General features: G+C 70.9%; 22 protein-coding genes and 1 riboswitch. Of the genes, 10 read left to right on the forward strand and 12 right to left on the reverse strand.

Annotation, left to right across the window (positions count from 1 at the left end; genetic code table 11):
- The 3 genes from ACIRVK_RS03490 to fahA form a co-directional block, all read right to left on the reverse strand.
- A complete protein-coding gene (locus tag ACIRVK_RS03490) occupies window positions 1–789 on the reverse strand; it encodes a GntR family transcriptional regulator (RefSeq protein WP_404243529.1) in 789 nt (262 codons plus the stop codon).
- A gap of 143 nt (window positions 790–932) precedes the next feature.
- Window positions 933–1,874, reverse strand: coding sequence for a M56 family metallopeptidase (locus tag ACIRVK_RS03495; protein ID WP_404243531.1), 942 nt, complete (start codon window positions 1,872–1,874; stop codon window positions 933–935).
- Between the two features lie 222 nt (window positions 1,875–2,096).
- On the reverse strand, window positions 2,097–3,323 hold the full coding sequence (gene fahA, locus ACIRVK_RS03500; protein WP_404243533.1) for a fumarylacetoacetase: 1,227 nt from the start codon (window positions 3,321–3,323) through the stop codon (window positions 2,097–2,099).
- A 195-nt stretch (window positions 3,324–3,518) separates the two neighbouring features.
- Here fahA and ACIRVK_RS03505 point away from each other — a divergent pair, with 195 nt between their 5' ends.
- From ACIRVK_RS03505 to ACIRVK_RS03515, 3 genes are all read left to right on the forward strand, one after another.
- A complete protein-coding gene (locus ACIRVK_RS03505; RefSeq protein ID WP_404243535.1) occupies window positions 3,519–4,787 on the forward strand; it encodes an ATP-grasp domain-containing protein in 1,269 nt (422 codons plus the stop codon).
- 67 nt (window positions 4,788–4,854) lie between these two features.
- Complete coding sequence (locus ACIRVK_RS03510; protein WP_404243537.1) at window positions 4,855–6,054, forward strand: FAD-dependent oxidoreductase; 1,200 nt, start codon at window positions 4,855–4,857, stop codon at window positions 6,052–6,054.
- A 274-nt stretch (window positions 6,055–6,328) separates the two neighbouring features.
- Complete coding sequence (locus tag ACIRVK_RS03515) at window positions 6,329–7,132, forward strand: HAD family hydrolase (protein WP_404243539.1); 804 nt, start codon at window positions 6,329–6,331, stop codon at window positions 7,130–7,132.
- Between the two features lie 13 nt (window positions 7,133–7,145).
- Here ACIRVK_RS03515 and ACIRVK_RS03520 read toward each other — a convergent pair whose 3' ends face one another.
- The 3 genes from ACIRVK_RS03520 to ACIRVK_RS03530 all read right to left on the reverse strand — a co-directional run bounded on the left by ACIRVK_RS03520 (window position 7,146) and on the right by ACIRVK_RS03530 (window position 11,644).
- The gene (locus ACIRVK_RS03520) at window positions 7,146–7,628 is read right to left on the reverse strand and encodes a transglycosylase SLT domain-containing protein (protein ID WP_404243541.1); all 483 of its coding nucleotides are present in this window, start codon (window positions 7,626–7,628) and stop codon (window positions 7,146–7,148) included.
- A 3-nt stretch (window positions 7,629–7,631) separates the two neighbouring features.
- Window positions 7,632–7,822: riboswitch (cyclic di-AMP (ydaO/yuaA leader) on the reverse strand.
- Window positions 7,823–8,079: 257 nt separating this feature from the next.
- A complete protein-coding gene (locus tag ACIRVK_RS03525) occupies window positions 8,080–10,131 on the reverse strand; it encodes a CocE/NonD family hydrolase (RefSeq protein WP_404243543.1) in 2,052 nt (683 codons plus the stop codon).
- Window positions 10,132–10,141: 10 nt separating this feature from the next.
- Window positions 10,142–11,644 (reverse strand): peptide MFS transporter, encoded by a 1,503-nt coding sequence (locus tag ACIRVK_RS03530; RefSeq protein ID WP_404243545.1) that lies wholly within the window; start codon window positions 11,642–11,644, stop codon window positions 10,142–10,144.
- Between the two features lie 219 nt (window positions 11,645–11,863).
- Here ACIRVK_RS03530 and ACIRVK_RS03535 point away from each other — a divergent pair, with 219 nt between their 5' ends.
- The 5 genes from ACIRVK_RS03535 (at window position 11,864) to ACIRVK_RS03555 (ending at window position 17,595) form a co-directional block, all read left to right on the forward strand.
- Window positions 11,864–12,874, forward strand: coding sequence for a polyprenyl synthetase family protein (locus ACIRVK_RS03535; protein ID WP_404243547.1), 1,011 nt, complete (start codon window positions 11,864–11,866; stop codon window positions 12,872–12,874).
- 268 nt (window positions 12,875–13,142) lie between these two features.
- A complete protein-coding gene (locus tag ACIRVK_RS03540) occupies window positions 13,143–14,093 on the forward strand; it encodes a CHRD domain-containing protein (RefSeq protein ID WP_404243549.1) in 951 nt (316 codons plus the stop codon).
- Window positions 14,094–14,366: 273 nt separating this feature from the next.
- Window positions 14,367–15,605 (forward strand): outer membrane lipoprotein carrier protein LolA, encoded by a 1,239-nt coding sequence (locus tag ACIRVK_RS03545; protein ID WP_404243551.1) that lies wholly within the window; start codon window positions 14,367–14,369, stop codon window positions 15,603–15,605.
- Between the two features lie 81 nt (window positions 15,606–15,686).
- Window positions 15,687–16,661 carry an ABC transporter ATP-binding protein gene (locus ACIRVK_RS03550; protein ID WP_404243553.1) on the forward strand — a complete coding sequence of 325 codons (975 nt, stop codon included), beginning with the start codon at window positions 15,687–15,689 and terminating at the stop codon, window positions 16,659–16,661.
- Window positions 16,648–17,595, forward strand: coding sequence for an ABC transporter permease (locus tag ACIRVK_RS03555; RefSeq protein ID WP_404243555.1), 948 nt, complete (start codon window positions 16,648–16,650; stop codon window positions 17,593–17,595). Before ACIRVK_RS03550 ends, ACIRVK_RS03555 begins: the two co-directional genes overlap by 14 nt.
- Here the strand turns inward: ACIRVK_RS03555 and ACIRVK_RS03560 are convergent.
- A complete protein-coding gene (locus tag ACIRVK_RS03560) occupies window positions 17,585–18,103 on the reverse strand; it encodes a DUF6668 family protein (RefSeq protein ID WP_404243557.1) in 519 nt (172 codons plus the stop codon). The genes ACIRVK_RS03555 and ACIRVK_RS03560 overlap by 11 nt on opposite strands.
- Before the next feature lie 253 nt (window positions 18,104–18,356).
- Between ACIRVK_RS03560 and ACIRVK_RS03565 the strand changes: the two genes are divergently transcribed.
- A complete protein-coding gene (locus ACIRVK_RS03565) occupies window positions 18,357–19,715 on the forward strand; it encodes a tetratricopeptide repeat protein (protein ID WP_404243560.1) in 1,359 nt (452 codons plus the stop codon).
- A gap of 16 nt (window positions 19,716–19,731) precedes the next feature.
- On the opposite strand, the gene rarD is transcribed toward ACIRVK_RS03565, so the two are convergent.
- Window positions 19,732–20,685 carry an EamA family transporter RarD gene (rarD, locus tag ACIRVK_RS03570; RefSeq protein WP_404243905.1) on the reverse strand — a complete coding sequence of 318 codons (954 nt, stop codon included), beginning with the start codon at window positions 20,683–20,685 and terminating at the stop codon, window positions 19,732–19,734.
- Window positions 20,686–20,848: 163 nt separating this feature from the next.
- Window positions 20,849–21,703 carry an SDR family oxidoreductase gene (locus ACIRVK_RS03575; protein ID WP_404243562.1) on the reverse strand — a complete coding sequence of 285 codons (855 nt, stop codon included), beginning with the start codon at window positions 21,701–21,703 and terminating at the stop codon, window positions 20,849–20,851.
- 92 nt (window positions 21,704–21,795) lie between these two features.
- Here ACIRVK_RS03575 and ACIRVK_RS03580 point away from each other — a divergent pair, with 92 nt between their 5' ends.
- Window positions 21,796–22,197: a winged helix-turn-helix transcriptional regulator gene (locus ACIRVK_RS03580; RefSeq protein WP_404243563.1), complete on the forward strand. Its 402-nt coding sequence runs from the start codon at window positions 21,796–21,798 to the stop codon at window positions 22,195–22,197.
- A gap of 88 nt (window positions 22,198–22,285) precedes the next feature.
- Here the strand turns inward: ACIRVK_RS03580 and ACIRVK_RS03585 are convergent, their stop codons facing one another.
- The 3 genes from ACIRVK_RS03585 to ACIRVK_RS03595 form a co-directional block, all read right to left on the reverse strand.
- A complete protein-coding gene (locus ACIRVK_RS03585) occupies window positions 22,286–23,365 on the reverse strand; it encodes a 2-oxoacid:ferredoxin oxidoreductase subunit beta (protein ID WP_404243566.1) in 1,080 nt (359 codons plus the stop codon).
- Window positions 23,358–25,301, reverse strand: coding sequence for a 2-oxoacid:acceptor oxidoreductase subunit alpha (locus ACIRVK_RS03590; protein WP_404243568.1), 1,944 nt, complete (start codon window positions 25,299–25,301; stop codon window positions 23,358–23,360). The genes ACIRVK_RS03585 and ACIRVK_RS03590 overlap by 8 nt, the downstream gene beginning before the upstream one ends.
- Before the next feature lie 268 nt (window positions 25,302–25,569).
- On the reverse strand, window positions 25,570–26,229 hold the full coding sequence (locus ACIRVK_RS03595) for a LuxR C-terminal-related transcriptional regulator (protein ID WP_404243907.1): 660 nt from the start codon (window positions 26,227–26,229) through the stop codon (window positions 25,570–25,572).
- Between the last annotated feature and the right edge of the window lie 116 nt (window positions 26,230–26,345).

Here is a 26,345-nt window from a genome sequence, read left to right on the forward strand (position 1 = left end):
TCAGACGGAGCGGTGCAGGAGGCCGCTCATCGTGATGCGGTCGCCGCGGAAGCGGATGAACTCCAGGTCGACCGGGCGGCCGTCGGCGAGGTGGGTGAGCCGCTCCAGCATCAGCACGGCCGCGCCGCGCGGGGCCTCGAGCACGGCGGCGGAGTGGGCGTCCGCGTTGACCGCCTCCAGGGTGATCTCGGCGTGACCGAGCCGTCGGCCGGTGATGGCCTCCAGGAGGCGGAAGACGTCGGTGTTCTCCAGGTCGGCGCCGAGCAGTGCGGTGCCGATGTCGAGCGGGATGTAGGTCAGGTCGAGGGACAGGGGGATGCCGTTGAGCCTGCGCAGGCGTTCGATGTAGAGGACGTCGGCGCCGGCGGGGATGTGCAGGCGTTCGGCGACCGGGGCGGGCGCGGGCGCGGGGCCCATCGTGCGGACCTCGTTGGTGACCCGGCCGTGCTCGTGCAGGGTTTCCGCGAGGCCCATCAGGCGGTCCAGTCCGTGCGGGTACTTCTGGGCGACGACGACGGTGCCGACACCCGGCAGTCGCTCGACAAGGCCTTCGGCCCTGAGCAGGTCCAGGGCCTGGCGGACGGTGTTGCGGGTGGCGCGGTAGTCCGCCGCGAGGGTCGTCTCGTGCGGCAGCGTGCCGTCCGGGAAGCCGCCGGCCAGCAGCTGGTGGCGCAGCAGGTCGGCGAGCTGCCTGGCCTGATCGGCGCGCGCCCGGCGCCGCGCCCGGTGGGCCGCGACGGTGGTCGCGCCCTGTCCGGCGTGGTCGCGGATGCGGTCGGTCGGTGGCATGTCTCGAACCATACCGAGCCGGTAGGGAACGAAGTGTTGCGGCGGTGTTGCGCCACCTGCCGAGCCGTCAGGCAAGGCACTGAACAGCAGAAACGGTTGCTCTGCCGGCAAGATCTGCCACATCGCGCGGCAGTCCCGGAGGATCACGACAACGCGGTCAACCCCGGAGCGAACGTGATCAGCAAGGGCAGCAACGGCACCAGCGCGGCCACCGTCGTCGTCAGCGCCCGGTGCCGGCGGCCGAGCCTCGGCGGCGGCTCCAGCAGCCGGTCCACCCGCTCGCCGAGCAGGCGGTGACTGGAGGCGCAGGACAGCACCCCGCGGTGCTGGTTCAGCTCGATCAGCGCCAGCGCGGTCGTCAGGTGACCGCAGCGCCGCGATGCCGTGTCGTCCGCCGCCAGCTCCACCAGCCGGTGCGTCTGGTCGCAGAAGTGGGCGAACAGCGGCACCCGCGGGAAGCCCGTCGCCAGCGCCGTCGACAGGTGCAGCAGCCAGTCGTGGTGGGCGCGCGCGTGGTCCCGCTCATGGGTGAGGACGGCGTCCAGCTGCGGGTCGGTGAGCCGGTGCAGCGCGCCCGTCGTGACGACCAGCTGGGCCGGGTGACCCGGCATCCACCAGGCGTCCGGGTACTCGTCCTCCAGCACCAGCAGCGGTCCCCGCGTCGCCGCCTCCAACCCCGCCGGCAGGTCGGGCGCCCGCTCACGCAGATGTGCCCGCGTCACCCCGCGCCGCCGCCGCGCCTCGACCAGCTCGCGGGCGAGCATCGCGGTCGTCCAGGCGGCACCGCAGGCCAGCAGCAGGGTCAGGGCCGCCGCCCAGACCGGCGCGACGGACAGGTCGTACGCCGCCGTCACCGCCGGGGGCGCCGGCGCGAAGACGTGGTCGCGGACGGTGTGGAAGACGGCCGCCGTGCCCAGCACCAGGGCCGTCAGACAGCACAGCAGGACGGTGGCGACCAGGCACTGCCACACCCACAGCGCGACGACCGGCTCCCGCTCGGGCCAGGCGGCCCGCACCAGGGCACGCGGGACCGGCACGGCGGCCGTCAGGGCCACGACGCTCAGCAGGAGCAGGCAGTACGTCATGCCACGGGCTCCGGATCCTGGTCGAGGGAAAGGGGCGAGGGCGGGGCAACCGGCTCGGCGCGCAAGTCGCCCGCCGCCAGTATGACGGCGAAGCCGCCAGGAGTCAGGAGACAAGACCGACCCACTACGTCCCGTACAGCCGCCGTCACACGCCAACTCCCCGTCCCCGCAGGGGGATCCGCCCCTTCACCCGACCATGATCGGCTCACCGGCCTTGACCGGTCAGTCCTCTCGTGCCGCCACGATCCGTCCCGTGACCTCCCCCAGCCCCAGCCGCACCCCGTCCGGGCCCGGCGCCCACGCCGACAGCGTCACCACGTCCCCGTCCTCCAGGAACGTCCGCTTGCCCTCCGGGAGTTCCAGCGGGTCGCGTCCGTTCCAGGTCAGTTCCAGCAGCGACCCGCGCTGCGAGGGCTCCGCACCGCTCACCGTGCCCGACCCGTAGAGGTCGCCCGTCCGCAGCGAGGCCCCGTTCACGGTCATGTGGGCCAGCTGCTGCGCGGCCGTCCAGTACATGGTGGAGAAGGGCGGCTCGGAGACGACATGGCCGTTGACGGCGACGGAGATCCGCAGGTCGTAACCGCCGGGCTCGGCGTCCGGGCCGGAGTCGTCCAGATACGGCAACAACGCGTGCGTGCGGGGCGGCGGCGCCACGCGCGCGTGCTCCAGCGCTTCCAGCGGGGTGATCCAGGCCGACACCGACGTGGCGAAGGACTTGCCGAGGAAGGGGCCGAGCGGGACGTACTCCCAGGCCTGGATGTCGCGCGCCGACCAGTCGTTGAGCAGGCAGAGCCCGAACACGTGCTCCGGGAACTCCCCGAGCCCCACGGACGTTCCCATCCTGGACGGCACACCCACCACGAAACCCACCTCGGCCTCGATGTCGAGGCGGGCCGAGGGCCCGAAGACAGGCTCCGCGTCCCCCGGAGCCTTCCGCTGGCCCGAAGGCCGCACGACATCGGTTCCCGAGACCACCACCGTCCCCGACCGCCCGTGATAGCCGATCGGGAGGTGCTTCCAGTTCGGCGTCAGCGAGTCCGCCGCGTCGGGCCGGAAGATCTGCCCGACATTGCGCGCGTGGTTCTCCGACGCGTAGAAGTCGACGTAGTCCGCGACCTCGAAAGGCAGGTGCAGCGTCACCGAGGGCAGGGGGTGGAAGAACCCCGCGATCGCCTCCTGATGAGCCGGCTCGGTCACCCACGCCGTCAGCCCGCGCCGCACCTCCGACCAGGCGGTACGGCCCGCCGCGAGCAGCGGGTCGAGCGAGGGCCGCGCGAGCAGGGAGGCGTACGGCGAGCCCAGCGCCCGCGCCGCCGCGCCCGCGTCCAGGACGTGGTCGCCGAGCCGGACGCCGACGCTCCGCTGCGTCGAACCGGCGGGCGAGAAGACGCCGTACGGAAGGTTGTGCGGACCGAAGGGATCGCCCTCGGGGACATCGAAGGGGGGCATCGGGTGCTGCCTCGCTCTCGTGCGTTCCGGCTGGTCATGGCACACGTTACGGGTGCGCCCGCCGTCTTGGGCAGTGCCTAAAGAGTTTGCAATGTCCGAATTGGCCTTGTCGGATGCCCCAATTCCGGCTTAGCGTCCTTTGGGGGACACGGACGGGGTGGGTCCGGTCCGTAGGGGGGACGCGTGGGGGGACCCGTGGCCAGGAGCACGAGCAGTGTGCCCTTCGAGGCCGACCGTGACGTGCCGGGCCTGATCGTCAAGTTCGGCGACTATCCGCTGCACCACGGCGGTGTGGGCGCGATCCGCAGCCTGGGCCGACTCGGCGTGCCGATGTACGCGATCACCGAGGACCGTTACACGCCCGCCGCCTCCTCCCGCTACCTCAAGAAGGCCTTCGTCTGGCCGACCACCGGAACCGAGGACCCCGGCCACCTGGTGGAGGGTCTGCTGCGGGTCGGGCGCCGCATCGGCCGCCCCACCGTGCTCGTCCCCACCGACGAGGAGGCCGCCGTCCTGATCGCCGAGCACCAGGGCGAACTCGCCGGCCGCTTCCTCTTCCCTCGCGTGGAAGCGGATCTGCCGCGCCGCCTGGCCAGCAAACAGGGCCTGCACGAACTGTGCGTGGAGCACGGCATCCCGACCCCCACGGCCGCGTTCCCGCAGTCGTACGACGACATCGTGACCTTCGCCGAGAAGGCCCGCTTCCCGGTGGTGGCCAAGAACCGCGAGGCGTTCCTGCGGCGCAGGCGGCCCGCGGTGAACGGCACGACCAGGATCGCCACCCGCGAGGGCCTGCTGCGGCTCGCCCGCGACTGGGGCGAGCATCCCGGCGTGATCCTCCAGGAGTACCTGCCCAGGGAGGACGCCGAGGACTGGATCGTGCACGCCTACTTCGACCAGGACTCGACCCCGCTCGCCATGTTCACCGGCGTGAAGGTGCGCTCCTGGCCGCCGCATGCCGGAATGACGGCGAACGCGTACGTCGTCGACAACCCGGAACTCGCGGACCTCGCCGCGCGTTTCATCAAGCAGATCGGCTTCACCGGCGTCATCGACCTCGACCTGCGCTTCGACCGGCGCGACGGACGGTACAAGCTCCTCGACTTCAACCCCCGTATGGGCGCCCAGTTCCGGCTCTTCGAGAACGAGTCGGGGGTGGACGTCGTCCGCGCCATGCATCTGGACCTGACCGGCCGCACCGTCCCGGAGGGGGAACAGCGAGCCGGTCACCGGTACATCGTGGAGAACATCGACCTGCCCGCCCTGCTCGCCTACCGCCGCAGCGGCTACACGACGCCGCACGCACCGGCGCGCGCGAGCGGGACGGAGCTGGCCTGGCTCGCGGGTGACGACCCGCTGCCGTTCCTCACGATGCTCGCACGCTTCGTGCGGCCGGGCGCGAAGCACCTGTATCAGCTGTGGCGGACCAACCGCCGTGGCAATACCACCAGTTCGGGTGGCTAGCCGACCGGTCAGCCGTCCGAACCGAACCACACGAAGTGGCGAAAAGACCGTCCTGGGGAGGGACTTCGTGATTCAACCGGTTGCGATCATCGGCGCCGGGCCGTTCGGCCTGTCCACCGCCGCCCATCTGCGCGCACGCGGCATCCCGGTCCGCGTGTTCGGCGAGCCCATGGTCAGCTGGCGCGACCACATGCCCGCCAAGATGCTCCTGAAGTCGACGCCCGTGGCCTCCAGCCTGGACGCGCCGCAGCAGGGGCACACCCTCGCCGACTACTGCGACGCCGCCGGCATCCGGCGGCTGGTCACCGACGAGGACATCATCCCGGTCGAGACCTTCATCGCGTACGGCGAGTGGTTCCAGCAGAAACTCGTGCCCGAGCTGGAGCAGATGCGGGTCGTCTCGGTGGACCGCGCCAGCGGCGGCGGCTTCGAACTGAAGCTGGACTCAGGCGAGTTGTTCACCGCGCGGGCGGTCGTCGTGGCGACCGGGCTGCACGGCCTCGCACACCTGCCCGCCGAACTGGCCGCCGCGGCGGACGGGCCCACGCCCACGGGCCCCGTCTCCCACAGCTCCCAGCACCACGACCTCACGCGGTACTCCGGCAAGGACCTCATCGTGGTCGGCGCCGGCCAGTCCGCGCTCGAGACGGCCGTGCTGGCGGCGGAGGCGGGTGCCCGGGTGCGGGTGGTCTCCCGCGGCCGCGGCAGGGTCGCCTTCGGCGCGCCGCCCTGGGAGCAGCCCAAACTCCGTCCCGAGTCGCCCTTCGGCCGCGCCTGGTCCCTGTGGGCGCTGAGCTACTACCCGCACCCCTACCGCTATCTTCCGGCCGAGGTGCGCCACTACCTGGTCCGCCGGGTCCTCGGCCCGCTCGGCGCCTGGTGGCTGCGCGACCGCTTCGAGGGCAAGGTGCAGGTCAGCGAGGTCGAGCGGATCGTACGGACCGATGCCGACGGCGGCAGCCCGACGCTCACCGTGCGCACCCTCGGCGGCGCTACGGAGAACCTCTCCGCGGACCACGTCATCGCGGCCACCGGATACCGGGTGGACATCGCCGCGATGGACTTCCTCGGCCCCGAACTGCGTACCCACCTCGCCGTCAGCCGCGGCACGCCCAAGCTGGGCGCCGGATACGTCTCCTCGGTCCCCGGCCTGTACTTCACCGGCCTGCCGGCCGCGGCCTCGTACGGCCCGGTGATGCGCTTCGTCTGCGGCACGGAATTCGCGTCCCCGAGGCTCGCTCGGCACTTGGCGGCGGCGCACGGCTGAACCCCGGTCGGCGACGAGCGGCCGCAGGTCACGTCCCCACGGCCGCTCACCCGGGTTCGCCGCCCGGGCCGATCGCCCCGTACGAGTGACGGGCCTCGCACCCGACGCCGACCGGGAACCGCCGTGTTCCTCCGCCGCGACCAGGGGCGGGGCTCGGTGCGGGCGTTCCTGCCAAGCGCCGCTGCCGGAAAGGGAGTTGGTCTGGCCGCGGTGAACAGGCCGGTCGACCGGTTTGGGATGAGTCGGGGGCGTGTCCGGTCCGTATTCTCTGATCATGGCCGCACCCACCGCATATGCCCTCATCGCCACCGACTTGGACGGCACTCTTCTTCGAGGCGACGACACCCTGTCCGACCGGTCCCTCGCCGCTCTCGCGCGCGTGACCGGCACCGGTGCCCGACACCTCGTGGTGACCGGCCGGCCGGCCCCGAGAGTGCGGACGCTCCTCGACGACCTGGGCAGCGGGGGGCTCGCGGTGTGCGGACAGGGCGCGCAGGTGTACGACGCCGGCGCGGACCGTCTGCTGTGGTCCGTCACCCTGGACCGGGAGCTGGCCGAGACCGCCCTCGGCAAGATCGAGGCCGAGGTGGGCCAGGTGTACGCGGCCGTCGACCAGGACGGCGTCGACGGGCTCACACTCATCGAACCCGGGTACCTGATGCCCCACCCCACGCTGCCCGCCGTACGGGTCGAGCGGCGCGACGACCTGTGGTGCGAACCCATCAGCAAGGTGCTGTTGCGCCATCCGTACCTGTCCGACGACGAGTTGGCGGCGACGGCCCGTTCGGTCGTCGGCTCGCTGGCCACCGTCACGATGTCGGGACCCGGGACCGTCGAACTCCAGCCCTGCGGCATCACCAAGGCGACGGGCCTCGCGCTGGCCGCCGGACACCTGGGTCTGGGCCCGCACGAGACCATCGCCTTCGGCGACATGCCCAACGACATCCCGATGTTCGACTGGGCCGCCCGCGGCGTCGCGATGGCCAACGCGCACCCCGAACTCAAGGCCGTGGCCGACGAGATCACCCTGTCGAACGAGGACGACGGCATCGCCGTCGTCCTCGAGAGACTCTTCTGAAGCGTTGGCCGGCTCAGTAGGCGCCGTACACGTTGTCGATCGAGCCGTAGCGCGCGGCCGCGTAGTTGCAGGCGGCGGTGATGTTGGCAACCGGGTCGTACGGGTCGTACGAGGTGCCGGCCACGTGGTACGCGGCGAACGTCGGGTCGATGACCTGCAGCAGGCCCTTCGACGGCGTGCCGCGGAGCGCGTTCGAGTCCCAGTTGTTGATGGCGAGCGGGTTGCCCGAGGACTCGCGGATCACGTTGCGGTAGATGCCGTTGTACGAGCCGGGAATCCCGTGCTGCGCCATGACGTGGAGGGAGGCGCGGATCCAGCCGTCCAGGTTGTTGGCATAGCCGAGCGAGGAGGCGGTGACCACGTTGGTGGTGGCCGCGGAGGCGCTGGTCGCGCCGATGACCGGGAGGGCGAGGACGGCGGCGCTCGTGCCGATGACGGCGAGCTTGCGGACGATGCGGGACGTTCGGGTACGGCGGTGCTGAACGGCAGCAGACATGACGAGGTTCCTCTCCGTCGCCTGCGAGGTGAGCTGTCGGGTTCGGGCGGGAGATGCCCGGCCGCACCGCCGTACGGCGGTGCGACTTCACCCCGAGCCGTCCCGAATGCCCACAGACATCCGGTCCGGCGGCCTACCTGGTTCCCCCGCTCCTGCCGTGCGTTCTCGGTTGGTGGTTCGGGCGGCGGCAGGATTCGGCGTCCGCCCGACAGGCCGGGAACGTATGCGAGAGCACATGCCCGGAACAAGTGCCGGATTCACACATCACCCCTATTGACCTTGATCGGAGGCGTATGGGGTGCTTGATCCTTTGCTGTTGCCAAGCTTCAACTGACGCTTGGGCAAAGGCGTACCGGTCGAAATGCACCCGAAGTGCGGATCATGCTCCGGCGTGAGTCAAGTCACTGGTGAAGACAAGAGCGGCAATTCGGGCAATGACCTCAACTCGCCCTCAACCGGCCGTGCGTGGAATCCGCTTCTCCCAGGTCCGGTGAAAGGTCACTTCGTTGCCTTCCGTGCAAATCACCTCATTGGAGGTGAAAAACGCCTCCGCGTCGCAGGTGACCTCGGAGCGCGTACGGATCGTCGTCTCCCAGGGCAGGTCCGGCCGGTGCAGCCGGATCGACCAGTCCGAGCGGGTACGGGCCGACAGGGGATCGGCCTCCCGGATCGTGTACGTCTCCAACGCGTCCTCCGTGAACTCCAGGCCGTCGGGGTACACGCGCGTGCCGCCGTAGCGCGGGTCGACCTCCAGGCGCCACTCGCCCTTGGCCACGTCCCGCACGACCAGCCGTTCGGGGCGCGGTTCGTCCAGCGTGACGGGGGAGTTCACGCCGAGCGGTCCGGCCTGCTCCGGCTCCTCGAAGGTGATCGCCGGCTCGTCCGACGCACGCGCGCGTACCGGAAGTTCCAGCGCACTGCCCGCCGGGTCCAGGGCGAAGCCCGCCTGCGAACCGGGCTGCGGCCAGATCCACGGCCAGTACGCGGAGGAGACGGCCAGCCGGATGCGATGGCCGGCCGGGAAGGCGTGTCCGATGCCGTTCAGTTCGAAGTCGACGTCCTCGGTGGCGCCGGTCGGCCAGGGGAGGTTCCTGTCGCGGCCGTGCCGCGCCGAGAGGTTCAGCACGCCCCGAGTCACCAGGGTCGAGGCGCCGTCGGGTGCGACGTCGCAAACCCGTACGGCGATCTGACCGCGTGGCACCTCCGAGGTCACCCGCAACCGCACTCGCGGGCGGCCCAGCACCCACGTCTCCTCGGTCACCGCGAAGTCGAAGCAGACCGACCGCCCGTCTTCCTCGCGCTGGTCCGGCGGGAGATCGGCATCGTTGCCGAAGGGGAAGAAGCGGCCGGCGTCGGTGCCGGTGTGCTGGGGGGAGCGGACGGGGACGGGGGTGGTGTGTGACACACCACCGTTCGGATCAGTGGCATGTGACACAGCACCGTCCCCGAGCCCGTACGACACCACCCTCACCCCCGGCGAAGGCCAAGCCCCCTCCCCCACCCACCGCCCCGGCAGCACCCCGTACACCGTCGCCGGGCGGTGCGAGTCGCTGATGTACGCGCGCAGCAGCGGTTCCTCCATCGCCCCCGGGTCGGCCCCCTTCAGCCAGTGGTCCCACCAGCGCAGGGTCTCCTGGAGGAAGCCGATCGCCGGGCCGGGCGGCAGGCCGCGGTCCGGGTACTGGTGCGACCAGGGGCCGATCAGGCCGCGCACCCGGTCCGCCGGGAGGTGTTCGACCAGGCGCAGCACCGTGTCGCGGTACGGGTCGTGCCAGCCGCCCACCGCGAGGACGGCCGCCCGGATCGCGCCGTAGTCCTCGCAGACGCTGCCGTGGCGCCAGTACTCGTCCCGTGTCTGGTGGGCCAGCCAGGTGTGGATGAAGGGGTCGATCGTCTCGAGGCGCCTCAGCCACATCTCCCGCCAGACGGGGCCGACGTACAGGGGGTCCGGCGGGCGGGCGGCGAAAGCGAGCATGGTCGCCGCCCATGCGTGCATGTCCACCGCGAGGACGGAACCTCCCATGTAGTGCACGTCGTTGTCATAGCGGTCGTCCGTTGAGCAGACCGTGACGACCGCCTTGAGCGGTTCGGGCGCGAGGGCCGCGATCTGAAGGGAGTTGAAGCCGCCCCAGGAGATGCCGAACATGCCCACTTTCCCGTCGCACCAGGGCTGCGCGGCGAGCCAGTTGACGACCTCGACGCCGTCGGCGAGTTCCGTCGCCGAGTACTCGTCGCCGGGGATGCCCTCGCTGTTGCCGTGGCCCCGGATGTCGACGCGGACGGAGGCGTAGCCGTGGCCGGCGTACCAGGGGTGGCGCTGGTGGTCGCGGGGCGCGGTCCAGTCGGAGAGGCGATAGGGGAGGTATTCGAGGAGCGCCGGTACGGGCTCGTTCGTCAAAGGGCGCCACACGCGCGCGTACAGCAGTGTGCCGTCCGTGAGGGGGATCCAGGCGTCCTCGTGGGTCGTCTCGTGCGGGAAGGACGTACGGATGTGCGGGCTCATCGCGGTGACCTCAGTGGACGGGGTGCATCGTGCGGCGCAGCCAGGGCGCGGCGGCCGCCACGGCCAGGCCGGCGGCCACCGCGATCGCGCCGTTGACGCCGAAGTAGGCGGGCTTGGAGACGTCGTCGTACAGCTTCACGGTCTGGGCCTGGATGCCGTTGGCGAGGGCGAGGGACAGGAACCAGAGGGACATGGTCTGGCTGGCGAAGACGGCCGGGGCGAGCTTCGTCGTGGCCGACATGCCGGAGGTCTCCAGCAGGATGTCGCCGAGGCCGAGCAGGAGGTACGAGCCCACGATCCACCAGGCCGACATCAGGTGGTCGTCGGATCCGTGCCCCGAGGTCGGCAGAGCCATCAGCAGGAACGACAGGCCGCCCAGGACGACGCCGATGGCGATCTTGTTGGAGGCGTGCGGCTGGCGTTGGCCCATGCGCACCCAGAGGGCGGCGACCACGGGCGCGAGAGCGACCTCGAAGGCGCCGAGCGCGGAGGCGTACCAGCTCGCCGGGAAGTCGAAGCCGAGGATGGCCGTCTCGGCGTTCGTCGAGGCCAGCAGCATCATCGTCGAGTAGGCCTGGAAGAGGATGAAGTTGAAGACGGTGGAGGCCAGGAAGAGGACGACGTACGGGCGCAGCCGGCCGCGTTCTGCGGGCGTCACGCGCGCGTTGGTGAACATCACCGTGAAGTAGGCCACCGGGGCGATCACGGAGACCAGCGTGAGCACATCGACGAAGCGGCCCATGGTGAGCCGGCCGGCGGCGCCCAGGACGACGGCGACCGCCGCCACGGTCACCAGGCCCGCCACGATCAGGCGGATCGCGCGGCGCATGGCGTCCGGGGCGAGGGCGAACTCCGCCGTCCGCCTGCGCCCGGCCAGGTGACGGCGGCCGGCGACGTACTGGACGAGACCCAAGGTCATCCCCACCGCGGCCGCCGAGAAGCCCCAGTGCCAGCCCTTGTGGTCGCCGAGCCAGCCGGTGATCAGCGGGCCCGCGAAGGCGCCGATGTTGATCGCCATGTAGTAGAGCGCGAAACCGGCGTCGCGGCGTTCGTCGGCGGTGCGGTACAGCTCGCCGACCATGGTGGCGACGTTCGGCTTGAGCAGCCCGGTGCCGGCGCTGATCAGGCCGAGGCCCGCCCAGGTCATGGTGGAGGTCGGCACGGCCATGGCGTAGTGACCGCAGGCGATCAGCATGCCGCCCCACAGGACCGCGCGGTAGGAGCCCAGGATGCGGTCGGCGAGCCAGCCGCCGGCGACGGAGACCAGGTAGACGAGGGTGCCGTAGGCCGCGGAGACGGAGGCGGCGGTGCCGGCCGACATGCCCATGCCGCCGTGGGCGAGGGTGTCGGCGAAGTAGAGCACCAGGATGGCCTGCATGCCGAGGAACGAGAAGCGCTCCCAGACCTCCAGGCCGGAGAGGGTGAGCAGGCCCTTGGGCTGACCGAGGAAGGCGTGGTCGTCCTCGGGGGGAGGCCGGCTGCCGGGCTCGGCGTCGACTTCTGTTCGGGACACGGGCCGTGCTTCCCTCCCGACCGACTGCCCAGGTCGGTACATATCAGTTCATATCAGGTGATCAAAAACATACCGGTCGTGATCCGATACCGCCCGGCCTGGACGGGTGGGCGGCATCGGTGATCGAAAGGTGACCGGATACGCTGACTTGAGTGATGGCAGCGACCTATCGACAAACCGCGTAACCGCCCATAGACACCAGCAGACAGGAGACCCCTCGTGACCGTCGTCGGGCCGTTCGGGCTGAGCGTGCGGGACCAGGCTCTCGAAGCCGATGTCCAGGCCGGATTGGCGGCCGTCGAGGAGGGCTTGCTCGAAGCAACCAAGAGTGAGGTCCCCTTCATCACGGAGGCTGCCCAGCACCTGGTGCGGGCGGGTGGAAAGCGCTTCAGGCCGCTCCTTGTGATGCTTGCTGCCCAGTTCGGCGATCCGTATGCGCCCGGTGTGGTGCCGTCGGCCGTGGTGGTGGAGCTGACCCACCTCGCGACGCTCTACCACGACGACGTCATGGACGAGGCGGCGGTGCGGCGCGGGGTCGACAGCGCGAACACCCGCTGGGGCAACTCGGTGGCGGTGCTGACCGGCGACTTCCTCTTCGCGCGTGCCTCGCACATCCTGGCCGACCTCGGACCGGAGGCGGTCCGGGTGCAGGCGGAGGCGTTCGAGCGGCTGGTGACCGGGCAGATCCTGGAGACCGCGGGCCCGCAGGACGGCCGCGACCCGGTCGACCACTACCTGGACGTGCTCGGCGGCAAGACGGGATCGCTGGTGGCCGTGTCGTGCCGGTTCGGGGCGATGATGTCGGGCGCCGACGAGACGGTCGTGGACGTGCTGACGCAGTACGGCGAGCGGCTCGGGGTCGCCTTCCAGCTCGCCGACGACGTGCTGGACATCGCGTCCGACTCGCACGAGTCGGGCAAGACGCCCGGGACGGATCTGCGCGAGGGCATCCCGACACTGCCCGTGCTGCGGCTGCGGGAGCGGGCCGAGCGGCTCGGGCTCGCCGAGGACATCGCCCTGTGCGAACTGCTCGACTCCGACCTCACCGACGACGCGAAGCACGCCCGGGCACTCGCGGGGCTGCGGGCACATCCCGCGCTGGAGCAGGCGCGGCGGGACACGGTGCGGTACGCGGAGGAGGCGCGCTCGGCGCTGGCTCCGTTGCGGGAGTGCGATGCGAAGGCAGCGCTCCTGGAACTGTGCGACGCGGTGGTGCACCGGGCGGGCTGAGTCGCCCACCGCCCCCTGCCCACATGGCGACCAGCGGTCCTGCCCCTTCGCCCCCTGGCCGGGGGCGAGGACTCTGCCCTCCCCTCGGCCCTGAAAGGCATCTTCCGAGCGCGGCGGACCGGCTAGAACGGACGGGCTGAGCCACGCCTTCGAGGCGATGTGGCACGCATCACAAACTTGGACTGAATCCAGTCTGAGATCCCTTCCGTACTCACACCCAGAAGGCCGACGCAGGGGGTGTCGGCCGATCTACGGGGAGAACCGCATCATGGGCAAGAACACGACGTTCCCGAAGCGCCGTCAGGGCCTCGTCGCCGCCGCCGTCGCGGTGGCGGCCGCCGTCGCCGTCGCCGCCACCACGATTCCCGCCGCCGCAGCCGGCGGCCACGGCACGACCGGGGCGACGATCCTCGCCGCCAGTCTGCGCGGCGCCAACGAGGTGCCCGTGGCCGGCGGCCCGGCCGCCGGGGACAAGGACGGGGCAGCGCTGGAGTTCATCAAGGTCGAGGGCGACAAGGTGTCCGTCGCCGTGACCTGGCACGGCACCGGCCGGCCGACCATGCTCCACATCCACCAGGGCGCCAAGGGCACCAACGGCGGAGTCAAGATCGACTTCAGCAGGCTGATCGGCAAGAAGGCCAGGCGCCACAGCCTCACCGGCTCCGTCAAGGTCGACGACCCGGCGCTGCTCGACGCGCTGAAGTCCGACCCCGGATCCTTCTACGCCAACCTGCACACCGCCGCGTTCCCGGGCGGAGCCGTCCGCGGCCAGCTCCACAAGGTCACCGTGGCCGCCTTCGACTTCCGCGACGCCCTGCACAACTTCCAGGCGTCCGTGGTCAAGGGCCGGCAGATCTACGAGTGCAAGCCGGCCGCGACCGGCGGCTACGCCTTCGCCCAGCGGGACGTGCGCGCCCTGCTCGGCGGTGGCATCCGGCACTCCTTCGTCGCGCCCAACTCCGGTACGCCGCAGTGGGTCGCGCCCGACGGGAGCGCGGTGACCGGTGCCGTCCTGACCAAGACCCCGAACGGGGACGGCAACATCCCCGAACTCGACCTGAAGGCAACGCAGTCCGGCAAACACCGGGGGCTGCTCGCCGGCACCGCCGAGATCCTGCGGCTCAACACCGTCGGCGGAGTCGCTCCGGCCGGAACCTGCACGCCGGGTGCCGTCGTCGGTGTCCCCTACCACGCGGACTACGTGTTCCTGCAGCGCTGAGGCGGTCATTGACGGCACTTCCGGGGGCGGCGGCTCTCCCTGTCACACCCGTACCCCTACGGGTCGGGGGAGCCGCCGCCCCCTCGTGTCATACCCCAGTCGTACGCGGAGTTGGCTCTGGGGTTTGACGCTTCTCTCCGGCCGATTTGGTCAACTGGTAACCACGGAAAACACCACTCCTCACCGATTCGGGTGAGAATGGCGGCTTGAGGTGGAAGACGAGTGGTCTCAGGCAAGTTGGAAGCCGCCGCCGACGACGGAGGTAGCGCACACATGGCACCGTACGAATCCGACGACAGCTCGATCGCCGGCGAGGCCGACGACCTGCGCGCGGGAAGGCGCAAGGCCGCGCGGTACGTCGTCCCGGTCGCGGTGGTGGGGGTGGCGGCGGCGACCATCGGGCTCGTCCCGGCGCTCGCCAACTCCGGTGACCCCAGCCTGCCGAAGATCAGCGCACAGCAACTCATCGAGAAGATCGCCAAGTCGAACGTACAGCAGCTGTCCGGCACGGTGAAGATCAGCACGGATCTGGGCCTGCCGAACCTGGGCGGCCTGGAGAGCAGCCTGACGTCCGGCGCGATGGGCCGCTCCGGTGGCGGGTCCTCCGCCGACCCCACCGCCAAGCTCACCGCGCTCGCGACCGGCACGCACACCCTGCGCGTCGCCGCGGACGGCCCGGACCGGCAGAAGCTGTCGCTGCTGGAGAACGCGGCGGAATACAGCGTCATCCACAACGGCAAGGACGTCTGGGGCTACGACAGCCAGTCGAACGCGGTCTACCACAGCACCGCGCCCGACAACGCCGCCGCGCAGAAGAAGGAACAGGCACCGGCGACACCCGACAAGCTCACCAAGGACGCCCTCAAGGCGGTCGACAGCACCACCTCGGTGACGGTCCAGGGCACCGCCCAGGTCGCCGGCCGGGACGCCTACCGACTGGTCATCAAGCCGAAGGACTCGGGTTCGACGGTCGGTCAGATCACCGTCGCCGTGGACTCGAAGACGGGGCTCCCGCTGAAGTTCACGCTGACCCCCTCGAGCGGCGGTGCCGCCGTCATCGACGCCGGCTTCACCCAGATCAGCTTCGCCAAGCCGGCCGCCTCGACCTTCGACTTCAAGGCGCCCAAGGGCGCGAAGGTCACCGAGGGCAAGCAGGGCAGGCCGGGCAAGCTCGCGAACGGCGGCGAGGAGGGCAGGCTGAAGGGCGCCGAGAAGAACGGCAAGCCGGGCAAGGACCAGGGCAACGGTCCCAACGGCATGAAGGTCATCGGCAAGGGCTGGGACTCCATCGCGACCTTCGACACCGGCGGCAAGGGCATCCCGTCCGGCTCCAAGGCCGGGGGCCAGTTCGGCGGCTTCCTCAACTCCCTCGGCGACAAGGTCAGCGGCAAGTTCGGCTCGGGCACCGTCTTCAAGACCCGGCTGATCAACGCCCTGATCACCGACCACGGCAAGGTCTACGTCGGTGCGGTCAGCAAGGACGCTCTGGTGAAGGCGGCGAACGCGGGCTGACGGGAACCCTGCGTGGCGACTGCTCGTCCTCACTGTGAGTAGTCGCCGCGCGACGGGTACGAGCACGAATCGAGGGAGCCGATGGACGAGGCGTCCGCCACGGAGCCGGATCGTGGTGAGCCGGGTGACAGCGTCATCGCCACCCGCGGGCTCACCAAGCGCTACCGCGGCGGACAACTCGCCGTCGACCGCCTGGACCTGACCGTCCCGACAGGCAGCGTCTTCGGCTTCCTCGGTCCCAACGGCTCGGGCAAGACCACCACCATCCGCATGCTGATGGGCCTGATCGAGCCCACGTCGGGCACGGCGCGCGTCCTCGGCCGTCCCATGCCGAGGGCCACCCGCGCCGTCCTCCCGCACGTCGGGGCGCTCATCGAGGGCCCCGCCCTGTACGGCTTCCTCTCCGGTCGCGACAACCTGGTCCGTTACGACGCCGCGGATCCGACCGCCGACCCGCGCACCCGGCGTGTCCGTGTCGCGTCGGCGCTGGAGCGGGTGGGGCTGACGGCGGCGGCCGGCAAGAAGGCCAAGGCGTACTCCCTGGGCATGAAGCAGCGGCTCGGGCTCGCCGCCGCCCTGCTCCAGCCGCGCAGGCTGCTGGTGCTGGACGAGCCGACCAACGGACTCGATCCGCAGGGCATGCGTGAGATCCGTTCCCTGGTCAGGGAGTTGGCCGCCGACGGCACCACCGTGTTCCTCTCCTCCCACCTCCTCGACGAGATCGAGCAGGTCTGTACGCACGTGGCGGTGATGGCGCAGGGCCGGCTGATCACCCAGGGCCCGGTGGCCGACCTGGCCGCCGGGGCACGCGGCCGCCTGGTCGTCACCACGCCCGACGGCGCGGACGCGGCCCGGGTCCTGAAGGAACAGGGCGTCGCCGATGTCGTGATCACCGACGACCGGGTGATGGCGGAACCCCCGGACGGTGATCTGGCGGAGGTGAACGCCGCCCTGGTCACCGCGGGGGTCCGGGTCCGCGGCTTCGGTGTCGAACGAGCCTCCCTGGAGGACGCGTTCGTGGCACTGACGGGGGAGGGCTTCGATGTCGCGGGCTGAGACGGGTGTCCCACGGGAGAGCGGGGCCGATGCGAGCGTGCGGTCACGTCCGCGCCTGCTCGCCCGACGTGTGCGCACCGAAGGCCGCGAGAAGACCTTCCTTGCCACCCTCCTGCGCAACGAACTCGTGACCACCTTCCGCCGCTGGCGCACCCTCACACTGCTGGCCGTGCTCGCCGCGGTCCCGATCCTGGTGGGCATCGCGGTCAAGATCGAGACGAGCGGCGGCTCGTCGGCCGGCCCCGGCCGGGACGGAGGCGGCGGCCCGGCCTTCGTCTCGCAGATCACCAACAACGGCCTGTTCCTGGTCTTCGCCGCCCTGGCCGCCACCCTGCCGTTCTTCCTGCCGATGGCGATCGGGGTCATCGCGGGCGACGCGATCGCCGGCGAGGCGAACGCCGGCACCCTGCGCTACCTCCTGGTGGCCCCGGCCGGCCGCACCCGTCTGCTGCTCACCAAGTACGCGACGGTCCTGGCCTTCTGCCTCGTGGCCACCCTCGTGGTCGCGGTGTCGGCGCTGACGGTGGGGGCCATTCTCTTCCCGCTGGGCGACCTGACGACCATCTCCGGCACCCAGATCGGCTTCACCGAAGGTCTGGGCCGGGCCCTCCTGATCGCGCTGGTCGTCGCGGCCTCCCTCGTCGGCATAGCCGCCCTGGGCCTGTTCATCTCGACGCTCACCAACAGCGGCATAGCGGCGATGGCGACGACCGTGGGCTTGTTGATCACCGTCCAGATCCTCGACCAGATACCCCAACTGCACGCCCTGCAGCCGTACTTCTTCTCCCACTACTGGCTGTCCTTCGCCGACCTGATGCGCGACCCGGTCTACTGGGACGACCTGACGAAGAACCTCGGCCTGCAGGCCCTGTACGCGGCGGTGTTCGGCTCGGCGGCCTGGGCCCGGTTCACGACGAAGGACATCACGGCTTAGCCCGGGCAGCGGCTCCCGTCAGCCGGGCCAGGGCCCGCGTCTCCCGTGGCGGCCGGCCGCTCAGGTCGCCGAGACGCCAGCCCGGCACCCAGGGGACGCGATACACGTCGACGGCCGACTCGAGCAGCCGGACCTGCCGGTCGAGCGGCCGGGGCAGCCGCCCCGGGGCGTCCGCGACGAGGACGAGGGCGTCGAGATCGAGCCCCTGGGGTGCCTGCCCGCGCCGGAACACCTCCAGGGCGCGCTGGGACGCGGCCAGCCCGTGGGCATGGGTGCGGGCGACGAGCAGGACGGATCGCGGGTCGTCAGGTCCGGGCCAGTCCCGGCCGCAGTCGTGACCGCCGTAGACGGCGGCGAGGGTCGAGACGCCGGCGCCACCGTGGGTGCCGACCCAGGAGTAGTGCCGGGCGGTCGCGGCGGTGTGGGCGGGCTCGTACGGGCCGGGCTCCGACACGGCGACGGGTCCGCGGAGCCAGATCTCCGGTCCTTGCTGCATGTCCGTGCGCATGCCCGCTCTTCTCCCTCGGCAAGCCAACAGATCCGCTCACCGCCCGGCCGGTCGCCCGACAGAGTGCGATCCGCTGGGACGAGTCTGTGACGGGACGGTGACGTGAGGACCGGCAGCGAGCGGAGAGACTCGACAGTACGTGTACGACCGGATCTTGACGCCGGGAGAACGGAAGCCCGAGGCGGGAGGGGGCACCATGGGACCCGAACGCGCCGTGCGCTCCCCTTCCGACGCATCCGAGTGAGGGAAACCGATGTCTCGACTCAGCCGCGAGAAGAAGCGGGAACAGAAGCGCGCCGCCCACCCGGCGGCCCTCGTGGCGACGCCGGTCGACGTCCATGTCCCCGTGGCGGGACCGGGAGCGGGCGGTGCCTCGATCGGTGGCGTCCCTCTCGTCCCGGCCGCCGGCGAGGAGATCCAGCAGGCCGTCCTCGACCACCTGCACCGCATCGCCGTGGCCACCGGCAACCCCGTCCGGGCCACGATCCACGACGAGCGCATCGGTTGTGTCGTCCACCTCCAGGTGGCGGCCGACGGCTCCAGCACGTTCACGGGGGAGCCGGTACGGATGGCTGCGGCGCTCGAGCCGGACGTCATGCCGCCCGTGATGCCGGTGGCCCCTGCAGCGGAACCGCCGCAGCCGCAGCCCCGGCCCGCGCCCTACCGCGACAAGCCCACTCATCTCCTGCGGCCGCCGAGCCCCGAGCCCGTGCGGGACGCCGCGCCGACCTTCCCCCTGCGGGCGGTGTCCGAGCCGCTGCCTCTCGGGGAGAACGTCCCGCCGACGGATGACCCCGCGCCGACGTTCACTCTGCGGAAGCTGCCGGACCCGGAACAGGTCCGCGCCCCCGGCACGGTCGTACCGCCCGCGGGCCGGTTCGGTCCGCCGCCGCCCATGGACGCGCCCCTGCACCCCACGACCGCCGCCGCACCCCCCGCACCCCAGGACGCCACCCCCTACGCCCCCGCCCACCACGACACTCGCCCCCCCGCCCCCGCCTCGGCGCCCGAGGACGCCCGCCCGCCCGTCCCGGCCCCCCTGCCCCTCGCACCCCTCCCGCCCCTCGACCCCGACCCCCAGCCCACCCCCACCCCGGCCCGCGGGTTCGACGCTGTGGCCGAAGCCGTGCTCGGGGACGAGCCGCCCACCGCTCCCGGGTTCCTGCTGGAGCCGATGACGGGGATCAACGAGGCCGTGAAGGCGGGGCGGATAGCGGAGGCGGGCGCCTTGGCCGTGAAGACCGTCGGGGAGGCGTCGGCGGTGCTCGGGTCTGAGCACGGCGAGGTGCTGAAGCTGCGCGAACTGACCGCGTACATCGCCTACTTGGGCGGCGACCCCGAGCGTGCGTTCCGGCTGTCGATCGACCTCGCCCGGGTCCACCGCCGCCTGCGGGACGCCGAGGGTGCGTACGGGAACGTCCGGAGCGCCGCCTCCGCGTGGCGGGCCGTGCGCGACCCCCACAAGGGGCTGGAGATGGGCCGCGACCTGATCGGCCTGTGGACGGAGCTCACCGCCGAGGACGGCCCGGCGGCCGACGACATCGAGGAACTGGAGTCGGCCCGCGCCCGCATGGGCCGACTCACGGAACGCGCACGCAACTCGGCCCGCTGACAGGGGTCTCGGCGCGTCAGACGTCCGCTGAAGAGGCCGAGGGCGTCACCTCGACGCGCGGCACCTCGAGGCGCCGACCGACCGCCCGCGCGGTGCGCCACGCGTCGGCCGTCAGCAGGCACAACGCTGCCCACACCAAGGCGAACCCGGCCCACCGCTCGACCGGCATCGCCTCGTGGAAGTACACGACCCCCAGCAGGAACTGGAACACCGGCGCCAGGTACTGCAGCAGGCCCAGCGTCGACAGCGGCACCCGTATCGCCGCCGCGCCGAAGCAGACCAGCGGCAGCGCCGTCACCACGCCGGTCGCCGCGAGCAGTGCCGCGTGCCCGGGCCCTCCGCTCGTGAACGTCGACCTGCCCTGCGAGGACAGCCACAGCAGATAGCCGAGGGCCGGCAGGAACTGGATCGCCGTCTCCGCGGCCAGCGACTCGATCCCACCGAGGTTGACCTTCTTCTTCACGAGCCCGTAGGTGGCGAAGGAGAAGGCCAGCGTCAGGGAGATCCACGGCGGCTGCCCGTACCCGACCGTCAGCACGACCACCGAGGCGAACCCGATACCGACCGCGGCCCACTGCACCGGCCGCAGCCGCTCCTTCAGCAGCAGCACGCCCATGGCGATGGTGACCAGCGGGTTGATGAAGTACCCGAGCGAGGCCTCGACGACGTGCCCGGAGTTGACGGCCCAGATGTACACGCCCCAGTTGACGGTGATCACCGCCGCGGCCACCGCGACCAGCGCCAGCCGCCGGGGCTGCCGCAGCAGCTCGCCGGCCCAGGCCCAGCGTCGTACGAAGGCGAGGGCGACGGCCACGAAGGCGAGGGACCACACCATCCGGTGGGCCAGGATCTCGACCGCCCCGGCCGGCTTGAGCAGGGGCCAGAAGAGGGGAACCAGACCCCACATCCCGTACGCGGCGAAGCCGTTCAGCAGACCTGTGCGCCGTTCGCCCCTCGACTTCCCGGTCACGGGCACCTCCTCCTCGCCGTACGTGTCGTCCATGCGTGCACGCACGAAGGTAACGCCGAGAGCCCCCGCCTGTCATGCCCGTACCGCTATACGGTCATGACAGGCGGGGGCGGTGCGCCCGAGGGCCCTGCCGGGGGAGTCCGGCCCTCGGGTCCCGGGAAGGTCAGTTCTTCAGCGCCGCCGTGATCGCGTCGGCGATCGTGCTGGTCGGACGCCCGGCGAGGCGGGACAGGTCGCCGCTGGTCACGACCAGCTCGCCCTTCTCTACGGAGGCGTCGACGCCGGCAATGACCGCCGCGACCGGCTCGGGCAGCCCGGCGCCGGTCAGGATCCCGGTGTAGGCCTCCACGGTGACCGGGTTGTAGACGATCTCCTTGCCGGTCTGCTTGCTGAGCTCGGCCGCGTACTCGGCGAAGCTCCACGCCTCGTCGCCGCCGAGCTCGTACGTCTCGTTCTCGTGGCCCTCGCCGGTCAGCACGGCCACCGCGGCGGCCGCGTAGTCGGCGCGCGAGGCGGAGGAGACGCGGCCCTCGCCGGCCGCCTGCACGACGGCGTTGTACTCAAGGACGGGGCCGAGGTTCTCGGTGTAGTTCTCGTGGTACCAGCCGTTGCGCAGCAGCACGTAGGGCACGCCGGAGTTGACGAGGATCTCCTCGGTGCCGCGGTGGTCGTCGGCGAGGGCGGCCTTGAGGGTGCCGGGGGCGCTGGTGTAGGCGAGCAGGGCGACACCGGCGGCCTTGGCGGCCTCGATGACGACCCGGTGCTGGCCGACCCGGTCGTTGCCGACCTCGCTGCTGCTGATGAGCAGCACCTTGTCGCCGGCGGCGAAGACGCTGTCGAAGGTCTCGGGGGCGTTGTAGTCGGCGACCGCGAGCTTCACGCCGCGCGCGGCGAGGTCGGCGGCCTTCGCCTCGTCCCGTACGACGGCCGTGATCTGCTCCGCGGGAACCTTCTCCAGCAGCTGCTCCACGACGCGGCGGCCGAGGTGTCCGGTGGCTCCGGTGACGACGATGCTCATGATCTGCGATCTCCTTGTGGGGTGCGGATGCCACTAACCCTAGGGGTTGCGCTAACTCTGCGAAAGTACCCACTTTGAAGTAAGGTACTGGCATGGCCGTAAGCACCCCCGAACCCATCGCCAAGTACGACACCGGCGAGGCGATGTGCCCCTACCGTCTCGTCCTGGAGCACGTCACCAGCCGCTGGGGCGTCCTGGTGCTGATCGAGCTCCTGGACCGCCCGTACCGCTTCAGCGAACTGCGCCGGGCCATCGGCCGGGTCAGCGAGAAGATGCTCACCCAGACCCTCCAGACCCTGGAACGCGACGGCCTCGTCCACCGCGACGCCCAGCCCGTGATCCCGCCCCGCGTCGACTACTCCCTGACCGACCTCGGCCGCGAGGCGGCCGAGCAGGTGCGGGGGCTTGCGGTGTGGACGCAGGAGCGGATGTGGCAGGTGCAGGAGGCGCGCGAGGCGTACGACACGCGAAAGCGAGTCTCCGAGCAGGGCTGAGGCGCCGGTCCGGGCGTCTGAGCTGTGCCGAGGGCCCGGGTGCAGTGCCTACGTGCACCCAGGCCCTCGTAGAAGCGCCGTCAGGCCGTCAGCCGACGACCGTCCAGGTGTCCCCGCCCGCCAGCAGCGCGGCCAGGTCGCCCTTGCCGTGCTGTTCGACCGCCGTGTCGAGCTGGTCGGCCATCTGGGTGTCGTACACCGGCCGGTCCACCGAGCGCAGGACGCCGATCGGCGTGTGGTGCAGGGTGTCCGGGTCGGCGAGGCGGGAGAGGGCGAACGCGGTGGTCGCGGACGCGGCGTGCGCGTCGTGGACCAGGATGTGGGACTCGTTGTCCGCGGTCACGTCGACCACCTTCAGGTCGCCGGTGACCTCGTCTCGTACGACCCCCCGCGAACCGTCCGCCCCGAAGCGGATCGGCTGGCCGTGCTCCAGGCGGATCACCGCTTCCTCGGCCTGCTGCTTGTCCTTGAGGGCGTCGAAGGCTCCGTCGTTGAAGATGTTGCAGTTCTGGTAGATCTCGATCAGGGCCGTGCCGGGGTGGGCGGCGGCCTGGCGCAGGACCTCGGTGAGGTGCTTGCGGTCCGAGTCGATGGTCCGCGCCACGAAGGACGCCTCCGCGCCGAGGGCGAGGGAGACCGGGTTGAACGGCGCGTCCAGCGAGCCCATCGGCGTCGACTTGGTGATCTTGCCGACCTCGGAGGTCGGGGAGTACTGGCCCTTGGTCAGGCCGTAGATCCGGTTGTTGAACAGCAGGATCTTCAGGTTGACGTTGCGGCGCAGGGCGTGGATGAGGTGGTTGCCGCCGATGGAGAGCGCGTCGCCGTCACCGGTGACCACCCATACCGACAGGTCCCGCCTGCTGGCCGCGAGCCCTGTCGCGATCGCCGGCGCCCGGCCGTGGATGGAGTGCATGCCGTACGTGTTCATGTAGTACGGGAAGCGGGAGGAGCAGCCGATGCCGGAGACGAAGACGATGTTCTCCTTGGCCAGGCCCAGCTCCGGCATGAAGCCCTGCACGGCCGCCAGGATCGCGTAGTCGCCGCAGCCGGGGCACCAGCGCACTTCCTGGTCGGACTTGAAGTCCTTCATGGACTGCCGGGCCGCGGCCTTCGGGACGAGTGTGAGCGCCTCGATCGTGCCCGTGCCTTCCGTGGTCGTCTCAGCCATCGATGGCCTCCTTGAGAGCCGTGGCGAGCTGCTCAGCCTTGAACGGCATGCCGTTGACCTGGTTGTACGAGTGGGCGTCGACCAGGTACTTCGCCCGGATCAGCGTGGCGAGCTGCCCGAGGTTCATCTCGGGGATCACCACCTTGTCGTACCGCTTCAGGACCGTGCCGAGGTTCCGCGGGAACGGGTTGAGGTGGCGCAGGTGGGCCTGCGCGATGGACTCGCCGGCCGTCCGCAGCCGCCGTACCGCCGCCGTGATCGGCCCGTACGTCGAGCCCCAGCCCAGCACCAGCGTGCGCGCCTCGTGCGGGTCGTCGACCTCGAGGTCGGGGACGTCGATGCCGTCGATCTTGGCCTGCCGGGTGCGGACCATGAAGTCGTGGTTGGCGGGGTCGTAGGAGATGTTGCCCGTGCCGTCCTGCTTCTCGATGCCGCCGATGCGGTGCTCGAGACCGGGCGTGCCCGGGATGGCCCAGGGCCGGGCGAGGGTCTGCGCATCGCGCTTGTAGGGCCAGAAGACCTCGGTGCCGTCGTCCAGGGTGTGGTTGGGGCCCTGCGCGAACTGCACCGTCAGATCCGGCAGCGCGTCCAGCTCGGGAACGCGCCAGGGCTCCGAGCCGTTGGCGAGATAGCCGTCGGAGAGCAGCATCACGGGCGTTCTGTACGTCAGCGCGATCCGCGCCGCGTCCAGCGCCGCGTCGAAGCAGTCCGCCGGCGTGCGCGGCGCGACGATCGGCACCGGTGCCTCGCCGTTGCGGCCGTACATGGCCTGCAGCAGGTCCGCCTGCTCGGTCTTGGTCGGCAGACCCGTCGACGGCCCGCCGCGCTGGATGTCGATCACCAGCAGCGGCAGCTCCAGGGAGACCGCCAGCCCGATGGTCTCGCTCTTCAGCGCCACACCGGGACCGGAGGTGGTGGTCACGCCCAGGGAGCCGCCGAAGGCCGCGCCCAGGGCGGCGCCGATGCCGGCGATCTCGTCCTCGGCCTGGAAGGTCCGCACGCCGAAGTTCTTGTGCTTGGACAGTTCGTGCAGGATGTCCGAGGCCGGCGTGATCGGGTAGGAGCCCAGGAACAACGGCAGGTCGGCCTGGCGCGAGGCGGCGATCAGGCCGTAGGCGAGGGCGAGGTTGCCGGAGATGTTGCGGTACAGGCCCGGCGGGAACGCGGTCGTGGCCGGGGCGATCTCGTAGGAGACGGCGAAGTCCTCGGTCGTCTCGCCGAAGTTCCAGCCCGCCCGGTAGGCCGCCAGGTTCGCCTCGGCGATCTGGGGCTTCTTCGCGAACTTCGCCCGCAGGAACTTCTCCGTGCCCTCGGTCGGCCGGTGATACATCCACGACAGGAGCCCCAGCGCGAACATGTTCTTGCTGCGCTCGGCCTCCTTGCGGGACAGGTCGAAGTCCTTCAGCGCCTCCACCGTCAGCGTCGTCAACGGCACCTCGTGCAGGCTGTAACCGTCGAGCGAGCCGTCCTCCAGGGGCGAGGTCGCGTAGCCGACCTTCTGCATCGCCCGCTTGGTGAACTCGTCGGTGTTGACGATGATCTCCGCGCCGCGCGGCAGGTCGCCGATGTTGGCCTTGAGGGCGGCGGGGTTCATGGCGACGAGCACGTTGGGCGCGTCACCGGGGGTGAGGATGTCGTGGTCGGCGAAGTGGAGCTGGAAGGACGAGACACCCGGGAGGGTTCCGGCAGGCGCCCGGATCTCGGCGGGGAAGTTCGGAAGAGTGGAAAGATCGTTGCCGAAGGACGCCGTCTCCGAGGTGAAACGATCCCCGGTGAGCTGCATCCCGTCACCGGAGTCTCCCGCGAACCTGATGATCACCCGCTCCAGCCGGCGTACGTCCTTCGTCCCCGCCGGCCTGCGCTGCTCTCCTACGGCGGGTCCGTCCGCCGGTTCCGCGTCTGCCTGCTCCGTTGTCCTGCTGACCTGGCTGGTCACTGAACTGGACCTCCCTCGAGGCGGCTGTCTGGGACCGGCCTTCCCGCAGGCCTTCCCAGGATCAACCCTACGTCCGTTAGGGTCGCCTTCCCTCGGCCATTCGCATGATGGACACGGTTTTGAGATGGTCCGACGCCCTGGATTGTCATGATTTCCCGCTCCCTGGCGCCTCCCTCGAAGACGCTGACCACCGTTTGTCCGGTTCTCGGGCCGGACGGACGGCGGATTCCTCACGGAGCGGCGATTCTGACCCGCCGTCAGCTCATCATCAGGAGTTCAGGTAGGTCAGAACCGCCAGGACACGCCGGTGGTCCCCGTCGCTCTGGGACAGCCCGAGCTTCAGGAAGATGTTGCTCACGTGCTTCTCCACGGCCCCGTCGCTGACCACCAGCTGCCGCGCGATCGCCGAGTTCGTCCGTCCCTCGGCCATCAGCCCCAGGACCTCCCGCTCGCGGGGTGTGAGTCCCGCCAGCACGTCCTGCTTGCGGCTGCGCCCGAGCAGCTGTGCGACCACCTCCGGGTCCAGTGCGGTGCCGCCCCGGGCCACCCGTACCACCGCGTCCACGAACTCACGCACCTCGGCCACCCGGTCCTTGAGCAGGTAGCCGACGCCGTGACTGGAACCGGCGAGCAGCTCGGTGGCGTACCGCTCCTCCACGTACTGCGACAGTACGAGTACCCCGAGACCGGGATGTGCCTTCCTCAGCTGTACGGCGGCCCGTACGCCCTCGTCCGTGTGCGTCGGCGGCATCCGCACGTCCGCGACCACGACGTCGGGCAGCGCGCCCTGGCCGTCCAGCTCCTCGATGGTCTTGATCAACGCGTCCCCGTCGCCGACCCCGGCGACGACGTCGTGCCCGCGGTCGGTCAGCAGCCGCGTCAGGCCCTCCCTGAGCAGCACCGAGTCCTCGGCGATGACCACCCGCACCCTGTCCTCCACGATCTCCGGCCCCCCCCCACGCCCGATTCCGTCTGCCAGTGGTCCAGCATTCCAGCATCCGGACCCGACCGGGCCCCGGCCACGAGATTTCAGCGGGGAATCAA

The organism is Streptomyces sp. NPDC101152, assembly GCF_044768275.1.
GTDB lineage: Bacteria > Actinomycetota > Actinomycetes > Streptomycetales > Streptomycetaceae > Streptomyces.

Coding starts and splice junctions, on each gene's coding strand:
- ACIRVK_RS03550 (WP_404243553.1), top strand. CDS start 15,687: ATGGACGAGGCGTCCGCCACGGAGCCGGATCGTGGTGAGCCGGGTGAC.
- ACIRVK_RS03520 (WP_404243541.1), bottom strand. CDS start 7,628: ATGTCTGCTGCCGTTCAGCACCGCCGTACCCGAACGTCCCGCATCGTC.
- ACIRVK_RS03515 (WP_404243539.1), top strand. CDS start 6,329: ATGGCCGCACCCACCGCATATGCCCTCATCGCCACCGACTTGGACGGC.
- ACIRVK_RS03525 (WP_404243543.1), bottom strand. CDS start 10,131: ATGAGCCCGCACATCCGTACGTCCTTCCCGCACGAGACGACCCACGAG.
- ACIRVK_RS03565 (WP_404243560.1), top strand. CDS start 18,357: ATGTCTCGACTCAGCCGCGAGAAGAAGCGGGAACAGAAGCGCGCCGCC.
- ACIRVK_RS03560 (WP_404243557.1), bottom strand. CDS start 18,103: ATGCGCACGGACATGCAGCAAGGACCGGAGATCTGGCTCCGCGGACCC.
- ACIRVK_RS03555 (WP_404243555.1), top strand. CDS start 16,648: ATGTCGCGGGCTGAGACGGGTGTCCCACGGGAGAGCGGGGCCGATGCG.
- ACIRVK_RS03540 (WP_404243549.1), top strand. CDS start 13,143: ATGGGCAAGAACACGACGTTCCCGAAGCGCCGTCAGGGCCTCGTCGCC.
- ACIRVK_RS03495 (WP_404243531.1), bottom strand. CDS start 1,874: ATGACGTACTGCCTGCTCCTGCTGAGCGTCGTGGCCCTGACGGCCGCC.
- ACIRVK_RS03585 (WP_404243566.1), bottom strand. CDS start 23,365: ATGGCTGAGACGACCACGGAAGGCACGGGCACGATCGAGGCGCTCACA.
- fahA (WP_404243533.1), bottom strand. CDS start 3,323: ATGCCCCCCTTCGATGTCCCCGAGGGCGATCCCTTCGGTCCGCACAAC.
- ACIRVK_RS03575 (WP_404243562.1), bottom strand. CDS start 21,703: ATGAGCATCGTCGTCACCGGAGCCACCGGACACCTCGGCCGCCGCGTC.
- ACIRVK_RS03580 (WP_404243563.1), top strand. CDS start 21,796: ATGGCCGTAAGCACCCCCGAACCCATCGCCAAGTACGACACCGGCGAG.
- ACIRVK_RS03545 (WP_404243551.1), top strand. CDS start 14,367: ATGGCACCGTACGAATCCGACGACAGCTCGATCGCCGGCGAGGCCGAC.
- ACIRVK_RS03490 (WP_404243529.1), bottom strand. CDS start 789: ATGCCACCGACCGACCGCATCCGCGACCACGCCGGACAGGGCGCGACC.